Raw genomic sequence first — 23138 nt, 5'->3', positions numbered from 1 at the left:
TGCACATGCAAACGAGGTTGAGCAGGTTTGCATGTGCGCGGTCATCAGCAGGTCATGTTTGCTCGACGGCTTGCCAGAAAAGCTTGCCATGCTGACTCCGCACCAGAACAAGAAGGATGAAAAACATCACCCTTTGTTTGATGTCTCCCGGACACAACGGTTATCACTGTGCGTGACCCGGGCGCTTTAACCAGATGACTGATAAGCATAAACCGGTAATCAAAAATACTGGACACCCAGAAGGAGATACTTAATATGAGCGGCATCGATTCGATTCTTACCGAAACACGCGTTTTCCCTCCGTCAGACGAGTTCCGCATGAATGCCACGATTTCCGGCATGGATGCGTATAACACGATGTGCGAGCAGGCCAACGCGGATTACGAAGGTTTCTGGGGTAAACAAGCCAAAGAAAACATCACCTGGTTCAAACCTTTCACCAAAGTGCTGAACGAAAGCAACGCCCCGTTCTACAAATGGTTCGAAGACGGCGAGCTGAATGTCTCCTACAACTGTCTGGACCGCCATCTGCCATTGCTGTCTAACAAGCTGGCTATCATTTTTGAATCTGACAACGGGACGGTCACCCGTCTGACGTATGCAGAACTGTATCGCCGTGTCTGTCAGTTCGCCAACGGTCTGAAATCCATGGGCATTACCCGTGGCGACCGTGTCGTGATCTACATGCCAATGAGTATCGAAGCCGTGGTGGCCATGCAGGCGTGTGCCCGTATCGGCGCCATCCACTCTGTGGTATTTGGCGGTTTCTCCAGCAAGAGCTTGCAAGAGCGGATCATCGATGCCAAAGCACGTGTCGTGATTACCGCCAACGAAGGCGTACGTGGCGGCAAACTGGTGCCATTGAAAGCCGTGGTAGATGAAGCCCTGAATGCAGGTGGCTGCGAATGCATCGAACGTGTGATCGTGTTCAAGCGTGCCGTTCACGAAGATGCACCATGGACCATCGGCCGCGATGTCTGGTGGCATGACTTTATCAAAGGCAAACCAGAACACTGCGAGCCAACACCGGTCAATGCAGAAGACCCGCTGTTCATTCTGTATACCTCCGGCTCTACCGGCAAACCGAAAGGCGTGCAGCATAGCAGCGCCGGCTACCTGCTGGGTGCCATCAACACCATGCGCTGGACTTTTGACTACAAACCATCCGACATCTTCTGGTGTACCGCCGATGTGGGCTGGATTACCGGCCACACCTATGTTGCCTACGGTCCGCTGGCCGTGGGTGCTACCCAGGTGATTTTTGAAGGCGTGCCAACGTATCCGGACGCCGGCCGTTTCTGGAAGATGATCGAAGAACACCGTGTCACCACGTTCTATACCGCACCAACTGCGATCCGTTCACTGATCAAGCTGGGTGGCGATATTCCGGAACAATACGACTTGTCCAGCCTGCGTCTGCTGGGTACGGTAGGCGAGCCGATCAACCCGGATGCCTGGATGTGGTATTACGAGAAAATCGGTGGCGGCCGCTGCCCGATTGTCGATACCTGGTGGCAGACAGAAACCGGTAGCCACATGCTGGCCCCAATGCCAGGTGCGGTACCGATCAAACCAGGTTCATGCACATTGCCACTGCCAGGTATTCAGGCAGATATCGTGGATGAGGCTGGCTTCCCGGTTGAAGCAGGCAAGGGCGGCTTCCTGGTGATCAAGCGTCCGTTCCCGTCACAGGTACGTACCTTGTGGAATGATCCGGAGCGCTTCAAGAAGTCTTACTTCCCGGAAGAGTACAACGGCAAGTATTACCTGGCAGGCGATTCTGCCCACCGTGACGAGCAAGGTTACTTCTGGATCATGGGCCGTATCGATGATGTCCTGAACGTGTCTGGTCACCGTCTGGGCACCATGGAAATCGAATCTGCACTGGCAGCCAACCCGCTGGTGGCAGAAGCTGCTGTGGTCGGCAAACCGCACGAAATCAAAGGCGAATCCGTCATTGCCTTCGTGGTGCTGAAAGGGCCGCGTCCAAATGGCGAAGAAGCCAAGAAAATCACTGCCAACCTGCGTGAGTGGGTCGGTAGCGAGATTGGTGCCCTGGCCAAACCGGATGAAATCCGCTACGGCGATAACTTGCCCAAGACCCGTTCCGGCAAGATCATGCGTCGTCTGCTGCGTGCCATTGCCAAAGGCGAAGAGATCACCCAGGATACCTCTACACTGGAAAACCCGGCTATCCTGCTGCAATTGCAAGAAACCCTGTAAGCAACTCACCGCTTGCAGTGCAACCGAGGGGCGGGCAGCGGTTTTCGGACCGTTGCCCGTATATAGAACCAAAACGCCAGATCAACCGATCTGGCGTTTTGGTTTTTGGTCGCAGGCAAAGCCAGATGCAGGCGTTGGGCTTGCCGGTTGGCTTCTGTGTTTAGCCCGTGCCTCGCAAGATATATGCGTCTTTTCAAGCATCCGCCAGGTCGGCAGTAACAGCCGCGGGTCAGCAGAGCCAGCGGATCGTCCGGTATGCATCAAGGCGGCATTGTTTCCGAGAGTCGCCAATCTGCTGGCAGGGTATCTGTCCAGCCAAACCGGTTCACAACCCCCAGAAAGCTGTCCCCGACAGGGGCTGTCAGCACAATCTCAGCGTCACGATGCGGGTGTTTCAGGCGCATCTCCACGCACGCCAACAACAAGCGCGGACAGTCGAAATGCTCCTTGAAATAACGGTTATGAATGCCTTTGCCATGGGTAGCATCCCCGATAATCGGATGCGCGATATGCTTCATGTGCCGGCGCAGCTGATGGCGACGTCCGGTATGCGGGGTCAGCTTGACCAGCGCGTAACGGCTGGTCGGATATTTATCGATACACACGGGCAGGGTAGTGGTGGCCAGGGTTTCATAGTCGCTTACCGCGGGTTGTGCGATCAACTGCGCGCGTGGGTCCAGAAACTCGATTTCATCCGGCTGGCGACTCAGCGCATAGTCGATATGGCCACTGGCTGCTGGGTACCCGCGTACCACCGCCAGATACGTCTTGCCGACCTCCTGCTGCTCAAATGCCTTGTTGAGCAGTCTGGCTGTGTCGCTATCCAGTGCAAACAGCAACACGCCGGAGGTGCCACGGTCAAGCCGGTGCACCGGGAATACCTGCTGTCCGATCTGGTCACGCAGCATTTGCACCGCAAACCGGGTTTCATGACGATCAATCATGCTGCGGTGAACCAGCAAACCGGCCGGTTTATCAATCGCGATCAGATGCGGGTCCTGATAAATAATCTTGAGCATAAGCACTTTGCAAAGGGTTCAGAAAACAGGATGCGCCAATAGCACAAAGGGCATGCTGAAATGGTGATTTCATCATGCCCTTTGGTCCAGAATGCTGGAAGGTTGTTACGAGTAACGATGCTTATTCAAAGAACTCGCGCACTTTGTCCATCCAGGACTTGGCACGCGGGTTATGCGTGGCTGCATCCCCTTCGGCAATCGATTCAAACTCGCGCAGCAGTTCTTTCTGACGATCCGTCAGGCTCACCGGTGTCTCTACCACCACATGGCACAACAAGTCGCCATAGGTATTGCTCCGGACACCCTTGATACCCTTGCCGCGCAGGCGGTAAATCTTGCCAGACTGGGTTTCTGCGGCAATCTTGATCTTGGCCTTGCCATCCAGGGTCGGGATATCAATTTCGCCACCCAGCGCTGCGGTAGCAAAGCTGATCGGCATTTCGCAATGCAGGTCGTTGCCTTCACGCTGGAACACGCTGTGCGCCTTCATGTGGATGACCACATACAAGTCGCCCGGCGGGCCGCCATTCTGGCCGTGCTCACCTTCGCCAGACAGACGAATGCGATCGCCTTCATCCACACCGGCCGGAATCTTGACTGACAGGGTTTTGTGAGTCTTGATGCGGCCTACACCGCTACAGTCGCGGCATGGGTCAGAAACCACCTTGCCAGAGCCATGACAAGCCGGGCAGGTCTGCTGGATCGAGAAGAAACCCTGCTGCATGCGCACCTGGCCATGACCGCCGCAGGTGGTACATGTTTTCGGCTGGGTACCAGGCTTGGCACCAGAACCGTGACAGGTATTACACTCGTCCATGCTCGGGATGCGAATCTGTTTTTCACAGCCGCGGGCAGACTCTTCCAGCGAAATTTCCAGGTTGTAACGCAAGTCACCACCGCGATACACGCCATTACGGGCACGCCCGCCGCCGAAGATGTCGCCGAAGATGTCGCCAAAGGCATCGGCAAAACCGCCAAAACCGGCGCCACCGCCCCCCATGCCTGCTTGCGGGTCGACCCCAGCGTGACCGTACTGGTCATAAGCCTGGCGTTTTTCAGGCGTCGACAGAATCTCGTAGGCTTCTTTCGCCTCTTTGAATTTGTCTTCCGCTTCCTTGCTGTCAGGGTTACGGTCCGGATGATATTTCATGGCCAGCTTGCGGTAGGCCTTTTTGATTTCATCATCACTGGCATCCCGGTTGACACCGAGGATGTCGTAAAAGTCTTTTTTAGACATGTTTCCTATCACCTGAAATGACTATCAGTCGTCGTATTTCCGCACCAGACGGTGTTGGTCTTCATCCCCTTCAAACACAAACAACAAGGTAGTCCCTTGTTGTCTGTGCATCAGGATGCAAGCCTGAAGAATGCTGCCCGGCAACCGGTATGGCTGGCCAGACAGCAGAACGTCATGGCAGATTACTTCTTGTCTTTCACTTCTTCAAACTCGGCATCCACCACATCGCCTTCTACGGTTTTTTCACCCGCAGCTTGCGCGCCAGGTTGTGCACCGCCTTCAGCCTGAGCCTGTGCGTACATCATTTCGCCCAGTTTCTGGCTGACTTGAGCCAGGGTTTCGGCTTTGGCATCGATCTCGGCCTTGTCTTCGCTCTTCAGCACGTCTTCAACGTCTTTGATGGCCGCTTCGATCTTGGTTTTTTCTTCACCATCGAGCTTGTCGCCGTACTCGGTCAGGGATTTCTTGATCGAGTGCACCAGACCTTCAGCCTGGTTGCGGGCTTGAACCAGCTCTTGCAGTTTCTTGTCTTCTTCAGCGTTAGCCTCCGCATCACGCACCATGGCTTCGATCTCGGCATCGGTCAGACCAGAGTTTGCCTTGATGGTGATCTTGTTCTCTTTGCCGGTGGCCTTGTCTTTGGCAGACACGTGCAGGATACCGTTGGCGTCGATGTCAAAAATCACTTCAATCTGTGGCGTGCCACGCTGTGCAGGAGGAATCCCTTCCAGGTTGAACTGGCCCAGGCTCTTGTTGGCGCTGGCCTTGTCGCGTTCACCTTGCAGCACGTGAATGGTCACGGCATTCTGGTTGTCTTCTGCTGTCGAGAACACCTGGCTTGCCTTGGTAGGAATGGTGGTGTTCTTCTGAATCAGCTTGGTCATGATGCCACCCAGGGTTTCAATACCCAGAGACAGCGGGGTCACGTCCAGCAACAGCACGTCTTTCACGTCACCCTTCATCACGCCACCCTGAATTGCCGCACCAACTGCTACGGCTTCGTCCGGGTTCACGTCACGACGTGGCTCTTTGCCGAAGAATTCTTTTACTTTCTCCTGCACTTTAGGCATACGGGTCTGACCACCCACCATGATCACGTCTTCAATGTCGCTGATTTTCACGCCAGCGTCTTTGATCGCAATACGGCAAGGTTCGATGGTGCGTTCGATCAGGTCATCCACCAGAGATTCGAACTTGGAACGGGTGATCTTCAGTGCCATGTGCTTAGGACCGGTTGCATCCATGGTGATGTATGGCAGGTTGATCTCGGTCTGCTGGGCAGAAGACAATTCGATCTTGGCTTTTTCTGCGGCTTCTTTCAGGCGTTGCAGGGCCATCACGTCTTGTTTCAGGTCAATGCCTTGTTCTTTCTTGAACTCGGTAACCAGATAGTCGATCAGACGCTGGTCAAAGTCTTCACCACCCAGGAACGTGTCACCGTTGGTAGACAATACTTCAAACTGGTGCTCGCCATCGATCTCGGCAATCTCGATGATAGAGATATCGAAAGTACCGCCACCCAGGTCAAATACGGCAACTTTACGGTCGCCTTCTTTTTTGTCCATGCCAAAGGCCAGCGCAGCAGCAGTTGGCTCGTTGATGATACGTTTTACTTCCAGACCAGCAATGCGGCCTGCATCTTTGGTGGCCTGACGCTGGCTGTCGTTAAAGTAGGCAGGCACGGTAATCACGGCCTCGGTCACTTCTTCGCCCAGGTAGTCTTCGGCAGTTTTCTTCATCTTGCGCAGCACTTCGGCAGAAATCTGCGGCGGTGCCATTTTTTTGCCTTTGGCTTCAACCCATGCATCGCCGTTCTCGGCTTTGACAATGGCGTATGGCATCAGGTCGATGTCTTTTTGTACTTCTTTTTCTTCAAAACGACGGCCGATCAGACGCTTCACCGCAAACAGGGTGTTTTTCGGGTTAGTGACGGCTTGGCGTTTGGCTGGTGCACCCACCAGAATTTCGTCGTCGGTGTAACCGATGATAGAAGGGGTGGTCCGTGCACCTTCGGCGTTTTCAATCACTTTTGGCTGGCCGTTTTCCATCACTGCAACGCAGGAGTTGGTGGTACCCAAGTCAATACCGATGATTTTTCCCATTTTGGAATCCTTTTAGTAAACTATTCTAATGCTTTGATTTGTTTGTGCTTTTGCACAGAAATTTAACCTTGTACTTAAGATAGGGCTATTTGTATTCTTTTCAAGCCCCTGTCTGTCACATGGTTTTCATATTTATTCGGGTGCTTTGGAAACTACAACCAGTGCAGGACGGATGACGCGGTCTGCCAGGGTGTAGCCTTTTTGCATCACGTCGACGACTGTGTTCGGCTCTTTGTCCGCCACCGGGATGACGGTCATGGCCTGGTGTTTGTGCGGATCGAGTTTTTCACCGTGCGGGTTGATTTCCTTTACCGCAAACTTCTCGAAGGCACCGGACAACTGTTTGAGTGTCAGTTCTACACCCGCTTTGATGTTTTCGATGCTGCTATTGTCTTTCAGCGCCATTTCGAGCGAGTCTTTCACCGCCAGCAGTTCTACCGCGAATTTTTCGACAGCAAACTTGCGGGCCTTGTCGGTTTCTTCGATGGCACGGCGGCGGGCGTTTTCGCCTTCCGCTTTGGCATAAAGGACATCCTGGCGGGCTTTGTCCAGATCGGACAATGCGTTGGCAAGTTGTTGATCCAGCGTCAGTTCAGTCTGCGCCTGGGTGGATTCTTGTGACTGCTCCGGATTGGCAGTGTTTTGAACGTCTTGTTGTGCGTCGTTAGACATACAGCCTCCTTAAAAACCTTAACCACTAAATGGTGATTCGGCGATGGTTTTCAAGAGGTAATATGTAAAAAACTTCTGTTCGTTCGCTTCCCGTTTTTTAGCGAGGGGCATTTATCCGCTGGCAGGATACGACAGGCAGGCGGATTACCTTGGGCTGACGGGGGAAATCTCTGTCACGACGACCTGTTCGCCGGCCACGGTCCAGCGGACATTGACATCGTAAAGGTGTACGCCATAGTCAGCGTCAGTCGTGTTCTTGTAGGCAGGGCGGGGGTCATAACCCAGTGCGGTTTGAATGACCTGAGACAATTGGGGCCAGCGCTGCTGGTGCTGTGCCAGTTGCTGCTGAGCTGCCGGCGTATAGGACACTGGCTGGACCGCCGGTGGCGCATCGACATAGCCGCTCCGAGCGGTAGGAATAGCATCGGCAAACGCGATATACGGTTTGATGTCGAAAACCGGGGTGCCATCCATCAGGTCGGCGCCGCGCAAGTGCAGCACCACACCGGATCGGGTATCTATGCCAGTCAGTTCCACGACTGACAGTCCAAGCGGATTGGGGCGATGCGTGCTTCTGCTGGCAAAGACGCCTACCCGGCGGTTGCCGCCCAGACGGGGCGGGCGGACGGTCGGGCGCCAGCCGCGTTCTGCTGTGGCATGAAAACCAAAAATCAGCCAGAGATGCGAAAAACCATCCAGACCGGTTACTGCCTCGGGCACATTATATGGGGGGAGGAGCTCCAGCGTGGAAGAAACGTCTTTTGCCAGGCCGGATTGGCGGGGAATGCCAAATTTTTCTTTGAAGGGTGCGTGAACTACCCCCACGGGCGTGAGGCCTGGCAGGGGTAGTGCGGACATCAGGCGTACCAAGCGTCTGACAGCGGGTCGACAATCACTTCGGCCAGTTCGCTGCGGGCTTTTAGCCAAGCTTCAACAGATGCGCGCTGCTCATCAGAGACAGAGCCCTGGCTGGCGTCCAGCATCACATAGCCTTCCAGACGGATTTCACCCGGGAAGGCCTCATAACCGCCACCAAACACCAGAGATTGTGCTTCGATGCTGTCGGTCAGGAAATCATCCAGCAGTTTGACCAGCGATTCGTCACTAATGCCATCGACACAGCGGGCAGACAGCCCAAAACCAAATTCCTGATATTCGCCAACGTGCAGTTTCTTGCGTTGACGGGCATTGTATTTAGACAAACGTGACATAGTGTGTTTCCAGTGTTGTAAATAAGGTCGTTACCGACCCGGATTGTAAAGCAAAACGAACCGCAGGGTCTGGCTTATCAGGCCCCGCAGCATTTTTTGTATTTTTTACCACTACCACACGGGCACGGATCGTTGCGGCCCGGGGTGCTTTCTACGCGTACCGGTGCATTGGATAACTGTGCGCCAAGCGTGTTGGCCAGCTGCAGCTTGCCATCCGCATCGGTCCGCCAGTAGCGGTACAGTGACAAAAGCAGCGCGGGTAGCTGTGCAATGCGGCGGGTACGGGCTTTAGGGGACAGATCGTCCAGTTCGTCATTGCCCGCCAGTTCCACAATCGGGATCAGCAGCGGCTCGAGCATTTCTTCGTGCTCTTTGTCGGCAAACCAGACTTTTTCACAGAATTCCAGCCCGACCAGAAAACCGGATGCCCACCATTCACCATCTTTAGGCGCATCTTCCTCGTCGGTTTCTTCCCACTCGTCCACGATAGGCAGGTAGGCTTCCTTGTCCTCCACGACAGCGGCTTCAATGCGTTTTGCGACATCATTGAAATGGCGGCGCAGCAGCGTGGTTATCTGCGCTTCTTCATCTGCATCCTTGAAGGTCGGCTGGGTGTCATCCCCCCAGATGATGGGCAGATAGGCTTCTTGCGGCACCACTTGCGGGCCGATGATCAGTGCACAAAAGAAGCCGTCTACGGCTTCGATCGGCAGGCAATGCTCTGGTGTTGCATCAGACTGCAAGAAGGCGTCCAGTGTCGCCAGTTCTTCTTCTGTCAGTGCGGCAGAAGTCTCGGTGTGTTGGGTCATGCTTTATCCTGTGTTGAGGGTGTTTCCGCGTTTTTGAACATTTCGCAAAAACGCAATTCGATAGGGTACGGAAAGAAGTCATCCAGCTTCCCGTCCAGAATCCGTTGTTTTTTGCCCTGCCAGAAGGTGGCCGTGAGCAGGTCACGGTGATGTTTCAGGAATACCTGACGGACTTCTGCATTGCCCAGCAGGAATCGCCCGAACTCTTCCGGGAACACGTCGTTTCTGGCAACCGGGTACCAGGGTTCGATGGCCATTTCCATTTCCGGATTGGGCGCTTCCGGGATTTCGCGGAAGTTACAGTCCGTCATGTATTCGATCTCATCATAATCGTAGAAGATCACGCGGCTGTAGCGGGTAACGCCAAAGTTCTTGTACAGCATGTCGCCCGGGAAAATATTGGCCGTGGCCAGATCCTTGATGGCGTTGCCGTAATCAATCACTGCCTGTTCACGCTGCTCCGGCGTGGCCTGCTGCAGGTAGATGTTGAGCGGGGTCATGCGCCGCTCGATATACACGTGCTTGATGATCAGGGTATCGCCTTCCTCATCAATCACTGAAGGTGCGTGCTCGCGCAATTCGGCCAGCAGTTCCGGGTCGATGCGGTCGGCCGGGAAGGCCACGTCAGAGAACTCCAGCGTATCCGCCATGCGGCCAACCCGATCGTGCTGACGCACCAGCTGATATTTGTATTTTACCGTGGCGCGGTCGATCTCTTTGGGGGGCGCAAACTTGTCCTTGATGATCTTGAACACAAACGGGTAAGAGGGCAGGGTGAATACCAGCATCACCATCCCTTTGATACCGGGGGCAATGATGAAATCATCGTCCGAGTGACGCAGATGCGTCATCAGGTCACGATAGAAGTTGGTCTTGCCCTGCTTGGCCAGCCCCAGCATGGTATACAGTTCGGAGCGCGGCTTGTTTGGCATCATGTTGCGCAAGAACTGCACGTAGCCTGAGGGGACTTCCATGTCGACCATGAAATAGGCCCGGGACAGCGAGAACAGGACCGAAATCCGCCAGCTGTCCAGAATGATGCTGTCCAGATACAGCTTGCCGTTGGTGTCATGCAATACCGGGATGGCAAACGGGTATTCATGTACCCCGTTGACCGCCTTGCCGATAATGTAGGCCGCCTTGTTGCGGTAAAACGCCGAGTACAGCACCTGAATCTGCAGGTTGACCTCAGGTGCCGGCCAGCCGCCCAGCTGGGCTTCCACCGCGCGCATGACATAATCCACATCGCGGTCCAGGTCTGCAAAGGGTCTGGCCCAGCCAAAGTCTTCCACTATCTTGCGGATGGTTCCTCTCAAGCCGCGTTCTTTCGGATAGTAGCTGGAGTAGGTGGGCGGAATGGACTGGATGTATTCCGTACTGATGGTCGGCCGCACAAAGATGAAATCGTTGTGGAAATAATTCCGGTGCAGGATTTTACAGAAGACGGAATTAAAGAAGGTCTCAGCCAGTTCCGGTTGTTTGTGATCCACCAGCATGCCGATGAAGAACAGCTTGGCCTGTGACCAGGTTTCATCATCCAGCGTCTGGGCATGAAACTCGTTATGCAGCCGCTCGACCGTTTCGTAGACCCGCTCGGTGTACGAGGTGATCCGGTCACGGTTAGCTTTCTGGGAACCATGCCAGTCGCCTGCCTCAAAGCAGGCTTTGGCGCTGCGGCTAACATCTCTGAAAATACTGTAGTGGCGGTTAAAGCCGTCTATCAAGGCTTGCGCAATGGCATGCGCAATCGAACTGCGGTCAAGATCTAGGGGGTTCATGGTGTCTGTTCACGTGCCTGTATAGGTCATCCGGATTTTATTGTTATTTATATAGCTATGTTTTTAGGGTGAATTTACCGCGTTTGCCATCTGGATGACAACTTACAGGATGATACCACCGCCAATGCACTCATCACCCCGGTACATCACGATGGATTGACCAGGTGTCACCGCCCATTGCGCTTGCTCAAACTTGACCTTCATTGTCCCGTTTTCCATAGACACGATTTTGCAGGCAGCATCTTGCTGGCGATAGCGGGTTTTGGCTGTCAGCGGTTCGCCCACTGCGGGCGGCGCAACCGTCCAGCTCAAGTCGCCTGCCGTCAATTCGTGACTTAACAATAAAGGATGGTCGTGACCCTGCACCACAATCAGGGTGTTTTCCTCCAAGTCTTTGGCGGCCACAAACCAGGGTGTACCATCTCCCGTCTTGTCTCCGCCAATGCCCAAGCCTTTGCGTTGGCCTAGCGTGTAATACATCAGCCCCATGTGCTCACCCACCTTGCGGCCTTCGGGCGTTTTCATCGGGCCAGGGGTTTTGGGCAGGTAGCGGTTCAGGAAGTCCCTGAATGGCCGCTCGCCAATAAAACAGATGCCGGTACTGTCTTTTTTGGTGGCATTAGGCAGGCCGATCTCTGCTGCAATCTTGCGTACTTCGGTCTTGTGCATGCCGCCCAGCGGCATCAGCGCACGTCTTAGCTGGTGCTGTTGCAAGCGGTACAGGAAGTAACTCTGGTCCTTGCTGGGATCTACACCTTTCAGCAAGCGGGATACATCTGCCTCATGCACGATTTGCGCATAGTGGCCAGTGGCAATGTAGTCAGCCCCTTGTTCGATGGCATGGTCAAGAAATGCCTTGAACTTGATTTCCGCATTGCACAGTACATCCGGGTTGGGAGTGCGCCCGGCTTCGTATTCTTTCAGAAAGTAGGCAAACACCCGGTCTTTGTATTCTTTGGCAAAATTGACCAGGTCAATGTCGATACCGACAACATCCGCAACCGCAATCGCATCCCGCGAGTCTTCCTTGATCGAGCAATACTCGTCATCATTGTCGTCCTCCCAGTTTTGCATGAAGATGCCGTGCACTTCATGTCCTTGCTGTTTGAGAACCCAGGCCGTCACAGAGGAATCTACGCCGCCCGACATGCCTACGATGATTTTTTGCTGTTTCATGATTTACGACTTTAATGTTGCTAGAGCCCCCCGGTATCTTCGGAGTATCGGCTTTCTATGGGTTATTCTGGTTGTATTCGCCGTCATGGCTGGCGATCAGTTGCTCTTGGGCATCACGGCGGTCTCGCTGGACATACACGCCATCGCTTTTGATATCTTCTGGCCATGCGCCTTTTAGCCATTGTGCCAAAGGGATGACAACGGCGGGTTCGCCATTGTCAAAGAACCAGTTATCTACTGCAAATTCGGCGGCGGATGCATTTTCTATAATATGGGCGGCCCGGTGGTAATTAAAGATCAGCGGCGCACGCTCAACAAACTGGCTGACCGAATGAAAGTGCAGCCAGCCAAGCCGGTTCATCAACTGCAGGTAACTGGTGGTTGTGGCAGCATGGTCAAAACAGTCCATTTTACCATCCAGCGAGGTTTCATCACCGCCGTTGCCACCTTTGTCGTTATGCACCGGGGTCTGCTGGCCCGCAATGCTGGCCAGATCGCCCACGGTCAGGGCAATGGCAATACGCTCGGTCGCCGCATTGTCGATATGCACGAACCGCCGGTTCATGCGCTGCAAGGCTTCGTCCGAAATCTTGACCACCGCATGAGACTTGCAGCCATAGTTGTAACAGACATCCACCGACTCTTCCGCCTGTGCGGTGAGGGACAGCAGGGAGGCTAGCAGCACGCAGGCGACCAGCAAGGTTTGCCCAAGGATGTGATGTCGGCGCATAGGGCTACTCGTTCAAAATGGAGAGCGGATACCGGCGGCCGGCCAGGTAATCTGCCACGCATTGCCATACCAGCGGGCTGCGCCATTTTTCCGGTGTGGCCTGCAATTCTTCCGGCGTTAACCACACGGTCCGGATGATGCCATGGTCGAGTGCCTGGTTTTCTATTTCGCTTCCGGCTTCACCCGCAAATGCAAACCGCAGATACGTGAGGTCTTTTTCCGGGACCGGCATGCGGTAAATGCCCACCAGATGTCCGGGGACAAAAGGGTGGGCAGTTTCTTCGCGTGTCTCGCGTATGACCGCCTCAATCAGGCTTTCGCCGTCTTCCAGATGCCCCGCCGGCTGGTTGAGACGCACGCCCTCGGTCGTCTCTTCTTCCACCAGCAGGAAGCGGCCGTTTTTCTCGATGATGGCTGCGACGGTGACGTTCGGCTTCCAGACCATGCGGTCTCCCTTTATCCTTTGCCGGTGATTGTATCATCGCCGGCATGTTCAAACTGATACGACGCTGCTCACCCGGTTTTAGTTCATCCAGTCGCCATTCCCCGATCTGTACACGAATCAACCTGAGGGTTGGTAGTCCGACTTTGGCTGTCATCCGCCGTACCTGGCGGTTTTTGCCTTCCGCAATCGTAAGCGAAATCCAGCTGTCAGGGATATTTTTTCTTTCCCGTATGGGCGGGTTTCTTGGCCAGACATCCGGCGTTTCCAGCCGGATGGCGGTGGCAGGGCGGGTGACGAAATCACCCAGGTCAATCCCGTTTTCCAGCTGTTTTAGCTGCTCGTCCGTCGGAATGCCTTCCACTTGTACCCAATAAGTCTTGGGCAATTTATGGGCCGGATCGGTGATCAGATGATTTAACGGGCCACTGTCAGTTAAAAGCAACAGTCCTTCGCTGTCCGTATCCAGACGACCCGCTGCATAGAAGCCAGGCGCGTGAATATAGTTAGCAAGCGTAGGATGTTGGGGGTGCTCTGAAAACTGGCAGATCACGCCATACGGTTTATTCAGTAAAATCAGGTCAGGCATGTGCACCAATCGGACATTAAAAACTGGCAGGTAATGCCATTTTACCGGATAATAATCCTGTTCAGCTGTTATAGAAGCGGTTAAAGATATCCATTTGCCGTATTTGCAGACAGAACCTCCCGCAATAACGATAAATAACACTAAAAGCATCAACCTAATTGCAGTTACAAGATGTTTGTACTGAACTACCTGAACCGGATCAGGTCAGTACAGGGATCCTGTTAGGTCGTTATTTGCAGGGAGCCCTTGACTAACCACACGATGGAGTAGGCATGAGTACACAATCCCATATCCAGGTCCCTGCTGGCGGCCAGAAAATCATCCCGGGCCAACCAGTGCCAAACAATCCTATTATCCCGTTCATCGAAGGGGATGGTATTGGCGTTGACATTACACCGGTCATGAAAAAAGTAGTCGATGCAGCGGTAGAGAAAGCCTACGGCGGCGCTAAGAAAATTCACTGGATGGAAGTTTTCGCCGGTGAGAAATCCACCCAGATTTATGGCCCGGACGTTTGGCTGCCTGCAGAAACCTTCCAGGCGCTGAAAGACTACTCCGTATCCATCAAAGGCCCGATGACGACACCGGTAGGTGGCGGCATCCGTTCATTGAACGTGGCCTTGCGCCAGGAGCTGGATCTTTACCAGTGCGTGCGTCCGGTACGTTATTTCAAAGGTGTTCCATCACCACTGAAAAACCCGGAACTGACCGATATGGTCATCTTCCGTGAAAACACAGAAGACATCTACGCCGGTATCGAATGGCAAGCAGAGTCTGACGCCGCCAAGAAAGTCATCGCGTTTTTGCAGAACGAGATGGGCGTCAAGAAAATCCGTTTCCCTGAAACCTCCGGTATCGGTATCAAGCCGGTTTCCAAGCAAGGTACCGAGCGTCTGGTCCGTGCAGCCATCCAGTATGCCATTGATAACGATCGCAAGAGCGTGACCATTGTGCACAAAGGCAACATCATGAAGTTCACCGAAGGTGGCTTCCGTGACTGGGCTTACGCACTGGCCAAGAACGAATTCGGTGCAGAACTGATTGATGGCGGTCCATGGGCCAAATTCAAGAACCCGAAAACCGGTCGCGAGATCATTGTGAAAGATGCGATTGCAGATGCATTCTTGCAACAGATCCTGCTGCGTCCAGCCGAGTACGACGTTGTTGCTACCCTGAACCTGAACGGCGATTACATCTCTGATGCATTGGCTGCTCAAGTGGGTGGTATCGGTATTGCACCAGGCGCCAACATTTCTGATAACTACGCATGTTTTGAAGCAACCCACGGGACTGCGCCAAAATACGCTGGTCAGGACAAAGTGAACCCAGGTTCCCTGATTCTGTCTGCAGAAATGATGCTGCGTCATCTGGGCTGGAAAGAAGCTGCAGACCTGGTGATCAAGAGCATGGAAGCCGCCATTAACGACAAGCAAGTGACGTATGACTTTGCGCGTCTGATGGAAGGCGCAACCGAAGTGAGCTGTTCTGCGTTTGGCGATGCAATGATCGCACGCATGTAATAACGACTCAGCCCCGCCTCAAGCGATTGTGGCGGGGCTGACGGTGTCTGGCAGGGCCGGTTTGCAGTCGGCAATGCCAGAAACAACAAAACCCGCCGAGGCGGGTTTTGTTTTGTTCAACGCGCTTAAGAATTAAGCAGCTTGAATGTTTGCAGCTTGCTTACCTTTAGGGCCGGTAGTTACATCGAAAGAAACCTTTTGGCCTTCTTTCAATGTTTTGAAACCTGGCATGTTGATAGCAGAGAAATGCGCGAACAGATCTTCGCCGCCATCATCAGGGGTAATAAAGCCGAAACCTTTAGAATCGTTGAACCATTTAACGGTACCAGTTGCCATCTTTTTGATGCTCCATCTTACAAACTTAATGTTACTGTGTTACAGACTATATACATATTGCCTGCGCTTACGGGTTTGTGTTTCAAGGGCGCGACTGGCAAACCGGTACAACATCTCTTGAAAGCGCAAACTAGTTTTGCATTAAGTCGTATTTCGGGAATGAAGTCAAGAGGGTTTGCGCGAGTATTTCATTAAAAACGCATAAACTTGCAAAAATTAGGGGGCGCCCCCAACTAATACCCATGGCCGGCACACTCCTTTATGGTAAAAAGTTTGTTCGGCACGGTGACCGCTCATGGTGGTGAAATACACGGGCGTCGCCCTGATGGAACTTACTGCAATTTATGCCTGCCTGACTATAGGCAGCAGTCGGCAAACGCGATAGAGTGTTCCTTATGCACGGCAAGTTCGTGCAATTTGGTTAAAGCTTTCTATACTTAAAACAAGACAGACATAAAGCCCGTACGTTATGAGCAGTAAATCCAAGGAGTTGTTGCAGACCAAAGACGATGTGACAAAGGTAACACCGCCGCCTTTCTGGAAAGTGGTGTTGCTGAATGATGATTTCACACCGATGGACTTTGTCGTGCACGTGTTACAACAGTTTTTTCATTTAGACGTCGATCAGGCCACACGAATCATGCTGATGGTGCATCAACAAGGGCGTGGGATTTGCGGAGTCTATAGTAAGGACGTTGCTGAAACCAAAGTTCAGCAAGTCAGGCAGTTTGCCAAAGAGCATCAGCATCCCCTGCAATGCGTGATGGAGGAGAATTAAGATGATCGCGCAAGATTTGGAAGTAACCTTGCACATGGCCTTTGTCGAAGCACGGCAGAAACGTCATGAATACATCGGTGTCGAGCACCTGTTGCTGGCACTGCTGGATAACCCTGCCTCGCAAGAGGTGTTAAAGGCGTGTGCAGTCAACATGGATGCGTTAAGGCAACAGCTGACAGATTTCATCCAGGAAAACTCACCGGTCGTACCGGGGACGGATGACATTGATACCCAGCCGACGCTCGGGTTCCAGCGCGTGATCCAGCGCGCCATTCTCCATGTACAGTCTTCCGGCAAAAAAGAAGTGACCGGCGCCAATGTGCTGGTCGCAATTTTTGGCGAGAAAGACTCGCACGCTGTCTACTACCTGCATCAGCAAGGGGTTACCCGTCTGGATGTCGTGAACTTCATCTCTCATGGCATCAAGAAAACGGCTGACCAGTCTGCCCCCAAAGAGCAGCAGGAAAACGACGCCGAGCAGGAGACCGGTAGCGGCTCTGCACTGGAAAACTATACCCAGAATCTGAACGAACGTGCCCTGACGGGTAAAATCGACCCGCTGATTGGCCGTGACCATGAGCTGGAGCGCGTGGTACAGATTCTGTGCCGTCGCCGCAAGAATAACCCGCTGCTGGTGGGTGAGGCGGGCGTGGGCAAGACCGCCATTGCCGAAGGTCTGGCACGCCGGATTGTAGAAGGCAATGTGCCAGATATCTTGGCCAATGCCACAATCTACTCTCTGGATATGGGTGCCCTGCTGGCCGGTACCAAATACCGTGGCGATTTTGAACAGCGCTTGAAAGCGGTGCTCAAGCAGTTGATGGACAAACCGGACAACATCCTGTTCATTGACGAGATTCATACCCTGATTGGGGCGGGTGCAGCCTCTGGGGGCACGCTGGATGCGAGCAACCTGTTGAAACCCGCGCTGGGTAACGGATCGCTGAAATGTATCGGTGCGACCACGTATACAGAATACCGTGGCGTGTTCGAGAAAGACAACGCCTTGTCACGCCGCTTCCAGAAAGTGGATGTGAACGAGCCGACCATCGAGCAGACCGTGCAGATTCTGCGCGGGCTGAAGAGCCGTTTTGAAGAGCACCATGGCGTGAAGTACGCGCCTTCTGCCCTGACCACAGCGGCGGAACTGTCTGCCAAATACATCAATGACCGCCACTTGCCGGACAAGGCGATTGACGTGATTGACGAGGCGGGGGCCGCCCAGAAAATTCTGCCGAAGTCTCGCCAGAAAAAAACCATTACCAAACACGAGATTGAAGAAATCATTGCCAAGATTGCAAGGATTCCGCCAAAAACCGTGTCTGCGGATGACCGCAATGCCTTGAAAACACTGGACCGTGACCTGAAAAATGTGGTGTTCGGGCAGGACAAAGCCATTGAAGCGCTGGCGAGTGCCATCAAGATGGCGCGTTCCGGTTTGGGCAATCCGCAAAAACCGATTGGTTCCTTCCTGTTCTCCGGTCCGACCGGGGTAGGTAAAACCGAGGTGGCCCGTCAACTGGCTTATACGCTGGGGATTGAACTGATCCGCTTTGACATGTCCGAATACATGGAACGTCATGCGGTGAGCCGACTGATTGGCGCACCGCCGGGCTATGTCGGGTTCGAGCAGGGCGGCCTGCTGACCGAAGCCATTACCAAGCATCCGTTCTCTGTCTTGCTGTTGGACGAGATCGAAAAAGCGCATCCGGACATCTTTAATGTGCTGCTGCAGGTGATGGACCACGGTACGCTGACGGATAACAACGGTCGCAAGGCAGATTTCCGCAATGTGATCATTATCCTGACAACTAATGCGGGTGCCGAAACCCTGAATAAATCGACGATTGGCTTTACCACCTCCCGCGAAGCCGGGGATGAGATGGGGGAAATCAAACGCCTGTTTACGCCAGAGTTCCGTAACCGTCTGGATTCGATCATCTCCTTTACCGGGCTGAACGAAGAAATCATCCTGCGTGTGGTCGACAAGTTCCTGATGCAGCTGGAAGCACAACTGCACGAGAAGAAAGTGGAAGCACATTACACCGATGCATTGCGCAAGTTCCTGGCGAAAAAAGGTTTTGATCCACTGATGGGTGCACGTCCGATGGCGCGTCTGATCCAGGACACCATTCGCAAGGCATTGGCGGATGAACTTCTGTTCGGTCGCTTGTCAGATGGTGGGCATGTGACCATTGACGTCAAGGATGATCAGGTTGTACTGGATTTCGATGAGGTATCTGCCGCAGTAACATCCTGAGCTTTTGTGAGGCTGTCATCTTTGTACCTAAAAAATCGCCGGTTTATCCGGCGATTTTTTTGTTGCCAGATGTTGGGGGTAGGGTAGAAATTGTTTAGTGTGCAGATACCGTGCATAAGGGGACATGCTATGTGTTGTCTTGCTTCTTGCCGTTTGGCTGTTCATGGAGTGGATGTTGACCCGGGTCTTTAGGGGTGAGGTAAAGACAACCGGACAACCTGGCGAGTCATGGATATAAAAAGGGAGGATACGTTTCCGTATCCTCCCTTTTTGTTACGGGCTTAGACAGCAAGTCAGGAGGGTTTTCTGAACACCAGATGTCCTTCCTGATTGACATCGACAATGACGGTATCCTTGGCGGCAAACTGTCCGGCCAGAATCTGCTTGGCCAGCGGATTCTCAATTTGCTGCTGGATGACCCGTTTCAGCGGGCGTGCCCCGTATACCGGGTCGAACCCGGCTTCGCTGATGTGCGCCAGTGCTTCCGGTGTAACGGCCAACCCCATCTCCATGGCTGCCAGACGTTTCTCCAGTGACTGCATCTGGATGCGGGCAATGTTGCTGATATGCTCGTTACCCAGGGCATGGAAGACCACGACTTCATCAATCCGGTTAATGAACTCTGGCCGGAAGTGACTCTTGACTTCATTCATCACGGCGGCCTTCACGGTCTGGTAGGGTTCGCCAGTCATCAACTGGATTTGATGCGAACCCAGGTTGGAGGTCATGACCACCACGGTATTCTTGAAGTCGACCGTTCTGCCTTGTCCATCTGTCAGACGACCATCGTCCAGCACTTGCAGCAGGATGTTAAAGACATCCGGATGCGCCTTCTCGACTTCGTCCAGCAAAATCACGCTGTATGGCTTGCGACGTACAGCCTCGGTCAGGGTGCCGCCTTCTTCGTAGCCGACATAGCCCGGCGGTGCGCCGACCAGGCGGGATACACTGTGCTTCTCCATGAATTCACTCATGTCGATGCGGATCAGGTGATCCTGACTGTCAAACATGAACTCTGCCAGCGCCTTGCATAGCTCGGTTTTACCCACCCCGGTCGGCCCCAGGAACAGGAACGAGCCATAAGGACGGTTCGGGTCGGATAGACCGGAGCGCGAGCGGCGGATGGCATCGGCTACCAGGGTGACGGCTTCGTCTTGCCCTACCACACGCTGGTGCAGCTTTTCTTCCATCTGCAGCAGTTTGTCGCGCTCGCCCTGCATCATTTTGGCGACAGGAATACCGGTTGCCCGGCTGACCACTTCGGCAATTTCTTCTGCGCCCACCTGGGTACGTACCAGCTGGTTTTTCTTGGTGCTGCCCTCTGCCGCCTCGGCCTGTCTCAGCTGGGCTTCCAGTTGTGGCAGCTTGCCGTATTGCAGCTCACTCATCTTCTGCCAGTCGCCTTTGCGGCGGGCCGCATCCATCTCGGCTTTAATCTTCTCGATCTCTTCCTTGACGGCTTGCGAACCCACTACTTGGGCTTTTTCGGCTTTCCAGATTTCTTCCAGATCGTTGTACTCGCGCTGCAAGCGGGTAATCTCGTCTTCGATCAGACCCAGTCGTTTGCGTGAGGCTTCATCTTTTTCTTTCTTGACGGCTTCCCGTTCGATTTTCAACTGGATCAGACGACGGTCCAGTTTGTCCATGGATTCGGGCTTAGAGTCGATCTCCATCTTGATACGGGCAGCTGCTTCATCAATCAGGTCGATTGCCTTGTCTGGCAAGAAACGATCAGTGATGTAGCGATTGGACAGTTCTGCCGCCGCCACAATGGCCGGGTCGGTAATGTCTACGCCATGGTGGATTTCGTACTTTTCTTGCAACCCGCGCAGGATGGCGATGGTGTCTTCCACCGTCGGCTCGGACACCAGCACTTTCTGGAAGCGGCGCTCCAGCGCGGCGTCTTTTTCGATGTATTTGCGGTACTCATCCAGCGTGGTGGCGCCAATGCAATGCAGTTCGCCACGGGCCAGTGCCGGTTTCAGCATGTTACCGGCATCCATTGCGCCTTCGGCCTTGCCTGCGCCTACCAGCGTATGGATTTCGTCGATGAACATGATGGTATTGCCTTCGTCCTTGGCCAGATCGTTCAGCACAGCCTTCAGGCGCTCTTCAAAATCGCCGCGGTATTTGGCGCCAGCCAGCAGAGAGGCCAGATCCAGTACCAACAGGCGTTTGGATTTGAGCGACTCAGGCACTTCTTCGTTCACGATGCGTTGTGCCAGCCCTTCGACAATCGCCGTCTTGCCCACGCCGGGCTCACCAATCAGCACCGGGTTGTTCTTGGTTCTGCGCTGCAATACCTGAATGGCGCGACGGATTTCGTCGTCCCGACCGATGACCGGGTCCAGTTTGCCCTGACGGGCGCGCTCGGTCAGGTCGAGTGTGTATTTGGCCAGGGCGCCACGGTTGGCTTCGGCCTCCTGGCTGTTGACGCTTTCGCTGCCACGAATAGCGGTAATGGCCGCTTCCAGCGCCGCTTTGTTGCCCCCGTGGGTTTTCAGTAGTTTGCCGGTTGCCCCTTTGTCTTCCAACAGGGCCAGCAGGAACATTTCGCTGGCAATGAACTGGTCGCCCCGCTTCATGGCGGCTTTGTCGGTCAGGTTCAACAGGTTGCCAAGGTCGCGAGAAACAGAAATGTCTCCCCCCGTGCCTTCCACTTTCGGGAGGTTTTCAATGGACTGGTTCAAGTCCCGAACCAGAGCGGCAGTATTGACGCCAGCTTTTGCCAGTACGCCGGTTACACCGCCGTCATCTTGCTGCAGTAATGCCAGCAACAAGTGTTGCGGCTCAATAAAGCCACAGTCATTCGCCAGCGCCAGGCTTTGGGCATCGGCGAAGGCTTGCTGGAATTTTGTCGTTAACTTATCGAAACGCATGCGTGCATCTCCTGTGTTGATCTATATGGATCTACATATCGGGATACATTAGTTTTTTTCAACAGGCGCGGTTTGTTTTGCATCAAAGGTTACTGCAATATCCGCTGGCAAACCTGCGACGAGGCCTGACATGTACTCCGCTGCAAGCGAGCCGCGTGGGCAGGTCGTGCCTATGGTAAAATATCCTCTATATTTAGTTTTAGCAGAATGCCATGACCCTGATCCCGGAAATTAAACCCCAGCAATCCCTGGAGCTCCTGAAAGAGCTGCATATCCTGACCCGGGACGGAAAAATAAATCAGGATACCCGGCGCAAACTCAAGCAGGTTTACCATCTGTACCAGTTCATCGAGCCGCTGATGGAAGAAGTGATGACCCGCAAAGGTGACTGTACCCTGGCGGACCACGGTGCGGGTAAGTCTTATTTGGGCTTCATTCTGTATGACCTGTTTCTCAAAGAGAAGAACACCGGCCATGTATACGGTATCGAAACCCGTCCCGAACTGGTCAGCAAGTCACAAGCACTGGCCCAGCATCTGGGGTTTGAGCGGATGGGGTTTCTGAACCTGACAGTCGAACAGTCGATTACCTCGGATCAACTGCCCGCACAGGTCGACATCATTACGGCGCTTCATGCGTGCAATACGGCAACTGACGATGCCATCCGGTTTGCCCTGGCAAAAAACGCCAGCTACATTGTGCTGGTGCCTTGCTGTCAGGCCGAGGTGGCGGGGGTGTTGCGGCAAAAGAAAAATGAAACCTTCGGCAAGACGTCGTTGTCCGAAATCTGGCGCCACCCTCTGCATACGCGGGAATTTGGCAGCCATATCACCAATGTATTGCGCTGCCTGCTGCTAGAGTCGCGTGGTTATCAGGTGACGGTCACCGAACTGGTAGGGTGGGAGCACTCCATGAAGAACGAGCTGATCATTGCCAAAAAGGTCAGCAATGGCAAAGCCAGTGCCCGCGCCCGGCAGGAAGCCATTCTGGAAGAAATGAACCTGACGGATCTGCGAGACCGCTTTATCTATTGATCGATATCCGGGGTAGGGAAGGACCATGCAAGAGAAAGCCGTGGCATTGGTGGTGTGCGTCAAAAAGCGCTATGCTGACCATCAGCCCAGCTGCGGCGGGCGTGGCAGCCAGCGCTTGTATGAACAGCTGAAAATGCTGGCGCAGCCTGCCGGGATTGCAGTCGTGCCTTTTCCTTGTCTTGGTGCTTGCGAGTATGGGCCCAATATCCGCATTTCACCAGGCGGCCCATTTTTCAACCGGGTAACAGAAACACAATTGCCAGACCTGATTGCAGAAGCCATCTCGTTCAGGGATGGCTTGAATGACACCGTCGCCAACCCTTAAACCGTTAACAGACCATTT

Annotated in this window: 19 protein-coding genes and 1 pseudogene; 6 read left to right on the top strand and 14 right to left on the bottom strand. The window is 53.8% G+C overall.

Features of this window, described 5'->3' with window-relative positions; genetic code table 11:
- The first annotated feature begins 255 nt into the window (after positions 1-255).
- The gene (gene acs, locus F552_RS0104075) at positions 256-2223 is read left to right on the top strand and encodes an acetate--CoA ligase (protein WP_018150449.1); all 1968 of its coding nucleotides are present in this window, start codon (positions 256-258) and stop codon (positions 2221-2223) included.
- Between the two features lie 260 nt (positions 2224-2483).
- On the opposite strand, the gene F552_RS0104070 is transcribed toward acs, so the two are convergent.
- From F552_RS0104070 to F552_RS20320, 12 genes and pseudogenes are all read right to left on the bottom strand, one after another.
- Entirely contained in the window at positions 2484-3242 is a 759-nt protein-coding gene (locus tag F552_RS0104070) for a tRNA pseudouridine(65) synthase TruC (RefSeq protein ID WP_018150448.1), read from the bottom strand.
- Between the two features lie 121 nt (positions 3243-3363).
- A complete protein-coding gene (dnaJ, locus tag F552_RS0104065; protein WP_018150447.1) occupies positions 3364-4479 on the bottom strand; it encodes a molecular chaperone DnaJ in 1116 nt (371 codons plus the stop codon).
- A gap of 182 nt (positions 4480-4661) precedes the next feature.
- A complete protein-coding gene (dnaK, locus tag F552_RS0104060) occupies positions 4662-6581 on the bottom strand; it encodes a molecular chaperone DnaK (RefSeq protein ID WP_018150446.1) in 1920 nt (639 codons plus the stop codon).
- 132 nt (positions 6582-6713) lie between these two features.
- A complete protein-coding gene (grpE, locus tag F552_RS0104055; protein WP_018150445.1) occupies positions 6714-7253 on the bottom strand; it encodes a nucleotide exchange factor GrpE in 540 nt (179 codons plus the stop codon).
- Positions 7254-7397: 144 nt separating this feature from the next.
- Positions 7398-8111 (bottom strand): tRNA (N6-threonylcarbamoyladenosine(37)-N6)-methyltransferase TrmO, encoded by a 714-nt coding sequence (tsaA, locus tag F552_RS0104050; RefSeq protein WP_018150444.1) that lies wholly within the window; start codon positions 8109-8111, stop codon positions 7398-7400.
- Positions 8111-8464 carry a YggL 50S ribosome-binding family protein gene (locus tag F552_RS0104045; protein ID WP_018150443.1) on the bottom strand — a complete coding sequence of 118 codons (354 nt, stop codon included), beginning with the start codon at positions 8462-8464 and terminating at the stop codon, positions 8111-8113. Before F552_RS0104045 ends, tsaA begins: the two co-directional genes overlap by 1 nt.
- A 77-nt stretch (positions 8465-8541) precedes the next feature.
- Positions 8542-9273 carry a UPF0149 family protein gene (locus F552_RS19940; RefSeq protein ID WP_018150442.1) on the bottom strand — a complete coding sequence of 244 codons (732 nt, stop codon included), beginning with the start codon at positions 9271-9273 and terminating at the stop codon, positions 8542-8544.
- Positions 9270-11051, bottom strand: a complete 1782-nt coding sequence (gene aceK / locus F552_RS0104035; protein WP_018150441.1) for a bifunctional isocitrate dehydrogenase kinase/phosphatase — start codon at positions 11049-11051, stop codon at positions 9270-9272. The genes F552_RS19940 and aceK overlap by 4 nt, the downstream gene beginning before the upstream one ends.
- Before the next feature lie 102 nt (positions 11052-11153).
- The gene (gene mnmA, locus F552_RS0104030; protein WP_018150440.1) at positions 11154-12227 is read right to left on the bottom strand and encodes a tRNA 2-thiouridine(34) synthase MnmA; all 1074 of its coding nucleotides are present in this window, start codon (positions 12225-12227) and stop codon (positions 11154-11156) included.
- 55 nt (positions 12228-12282) lie between these two features.
- Complete coding sequence (locus F552_RS19935; RefSeq protein WP_018150439.1) at positions 12283-12957, bottom strand: hypothetical protein; 675 nt, start codon at positions 12955-12957, stop codon at positions 12283-12285.
- A 4-nt stretch (positions 12958-12961) separates the two neighbouring features.
- Positions 12962-13402, bottom strand: coding sequence for an NUDIX hydrolase (locus F552_RS0104020; RefSeq protein WP_018150438.1), 441 nt, complete (start codon positions 13400-13402; stop codon positions 12962-12964).
- Positions 13403-13469: 67 nt separating this feature from the next.
- Positions 13470-13988, bottom strand: a pseudogene (locus tag F552_RS20320) (pseudouridine synthase); the annotation flags it as partial.
- Between the two features lie 272 nt (positions 13989-14260).
- Here F552_RS20320 and icd point away from each other — a divergent pair.
- The gene (icd, locus tag F552_RS0104015) at positions 14261-15508 is read left to right on the top strand and encodes an NADP-dependent isocitrate dehydrogenase (RefSeq protein WP_018150437.1); all 1248 of its coding nucleotides are present in this window, start codon (positions 14261-14263) and stop codon (positions 15506-15508) included.
- Positions 15509-15640: 132 nt separating this feature from the next.
- On the opposite strand, the gene F552_RS0104010 is transcribed toward icd, so the two are convergent.
- Positions 15641-15844 (bottom strand): cold-shock protein, encoded by a 204-nt coding sequence (locus F552_RS0104010; protein WP_018150436.1) that lies wholly within the window; start codon positions 15842-15844, stop codon positions 15641-15643.
- Between the two features lie 469 nt (positions 15845-16313).
- On the opposite strand from F552_RS0104010, the gene clpS reads away from it, so the two are divergent.
- On the top strand, positions 16314-16622 hold the full coding sequence (gene clpS, locus F552_RS0104005) for an ATP-dependent Clp protease adapter ClpS (RefSeq protein ID WP_018150435.1): 309 nt from the start codon (positions 16314-16316) through the stop codon (positions 16620-16622).
- A gap of 1 nt (position 16623) precedes the next feature.
- Entirely contained in the window at positions 16624-18882 is a 2259-nt protein-coding gene (gene clpA / locus F552_RS0104000) for an ATP-dependent Clp protease ATP-binding subunit ClpA (protein ID WP_018150434.1), read from the top strand.
- Positions 18883-19175: 293 nt separating this feature from the next.
- Here clpA and clpB read toward each other — a convergent pair whose 3' ends face one another.
- The gene (clpB, locus tag F552_RS0103995) at positions 19176-21761 is read right to left on the bottom strand and encodes an ATP-dependent chaperone ClpB (protein ID WP_018150433.1); all 2586 of its coding nucleotides are present in this window, start codon (positions 21759-21761) and stop codon (positions 19176-19178) included.
- Between the two features lie 212 nt (positions 21762-21973).
- On the opposite strand from clpB, the gene F552_RS0103990 reads away from it, so the two are divergent.
- Complete coding sequence (locus F552_RS0103990; RefSeq protein WP_018150432.1) at positions 21974-22795, top strand: class I SAM-dependent methyltransferase; 822 nt, start codon at positions 21974-21976, stop codon at positions 22793-22795.
- 25 nt (positions 22796-22820) lie between these two features.
- Entirely contained in the window at positions 22821-23120 is a 300-nt protein-coding gene (locus F552_RS18455) for a (2Fe-2S) ferredoxin domain-containing protein (RefSeq protein ID WP_018150431.1), read from the top strand.
- The last annotated feature ends 18 nt before the right edge of the window (positions 23121-23138 follow it).

This window comes from Leeia oryzae DSM 17879, from assembly GCF_000376945.1.
Taxonomy (GTDB): Bacteria; Pseudomonadota; Gammaproteobacteria; order Burkholderiales; family Leeiaceae; genus Leeia; species Leeia oryzae.
The sequence above is the reverse complement of the archived record's forward strand: the minus strand, read 5'-3'. Positions and strand labels throughout refer to the sequence as shown.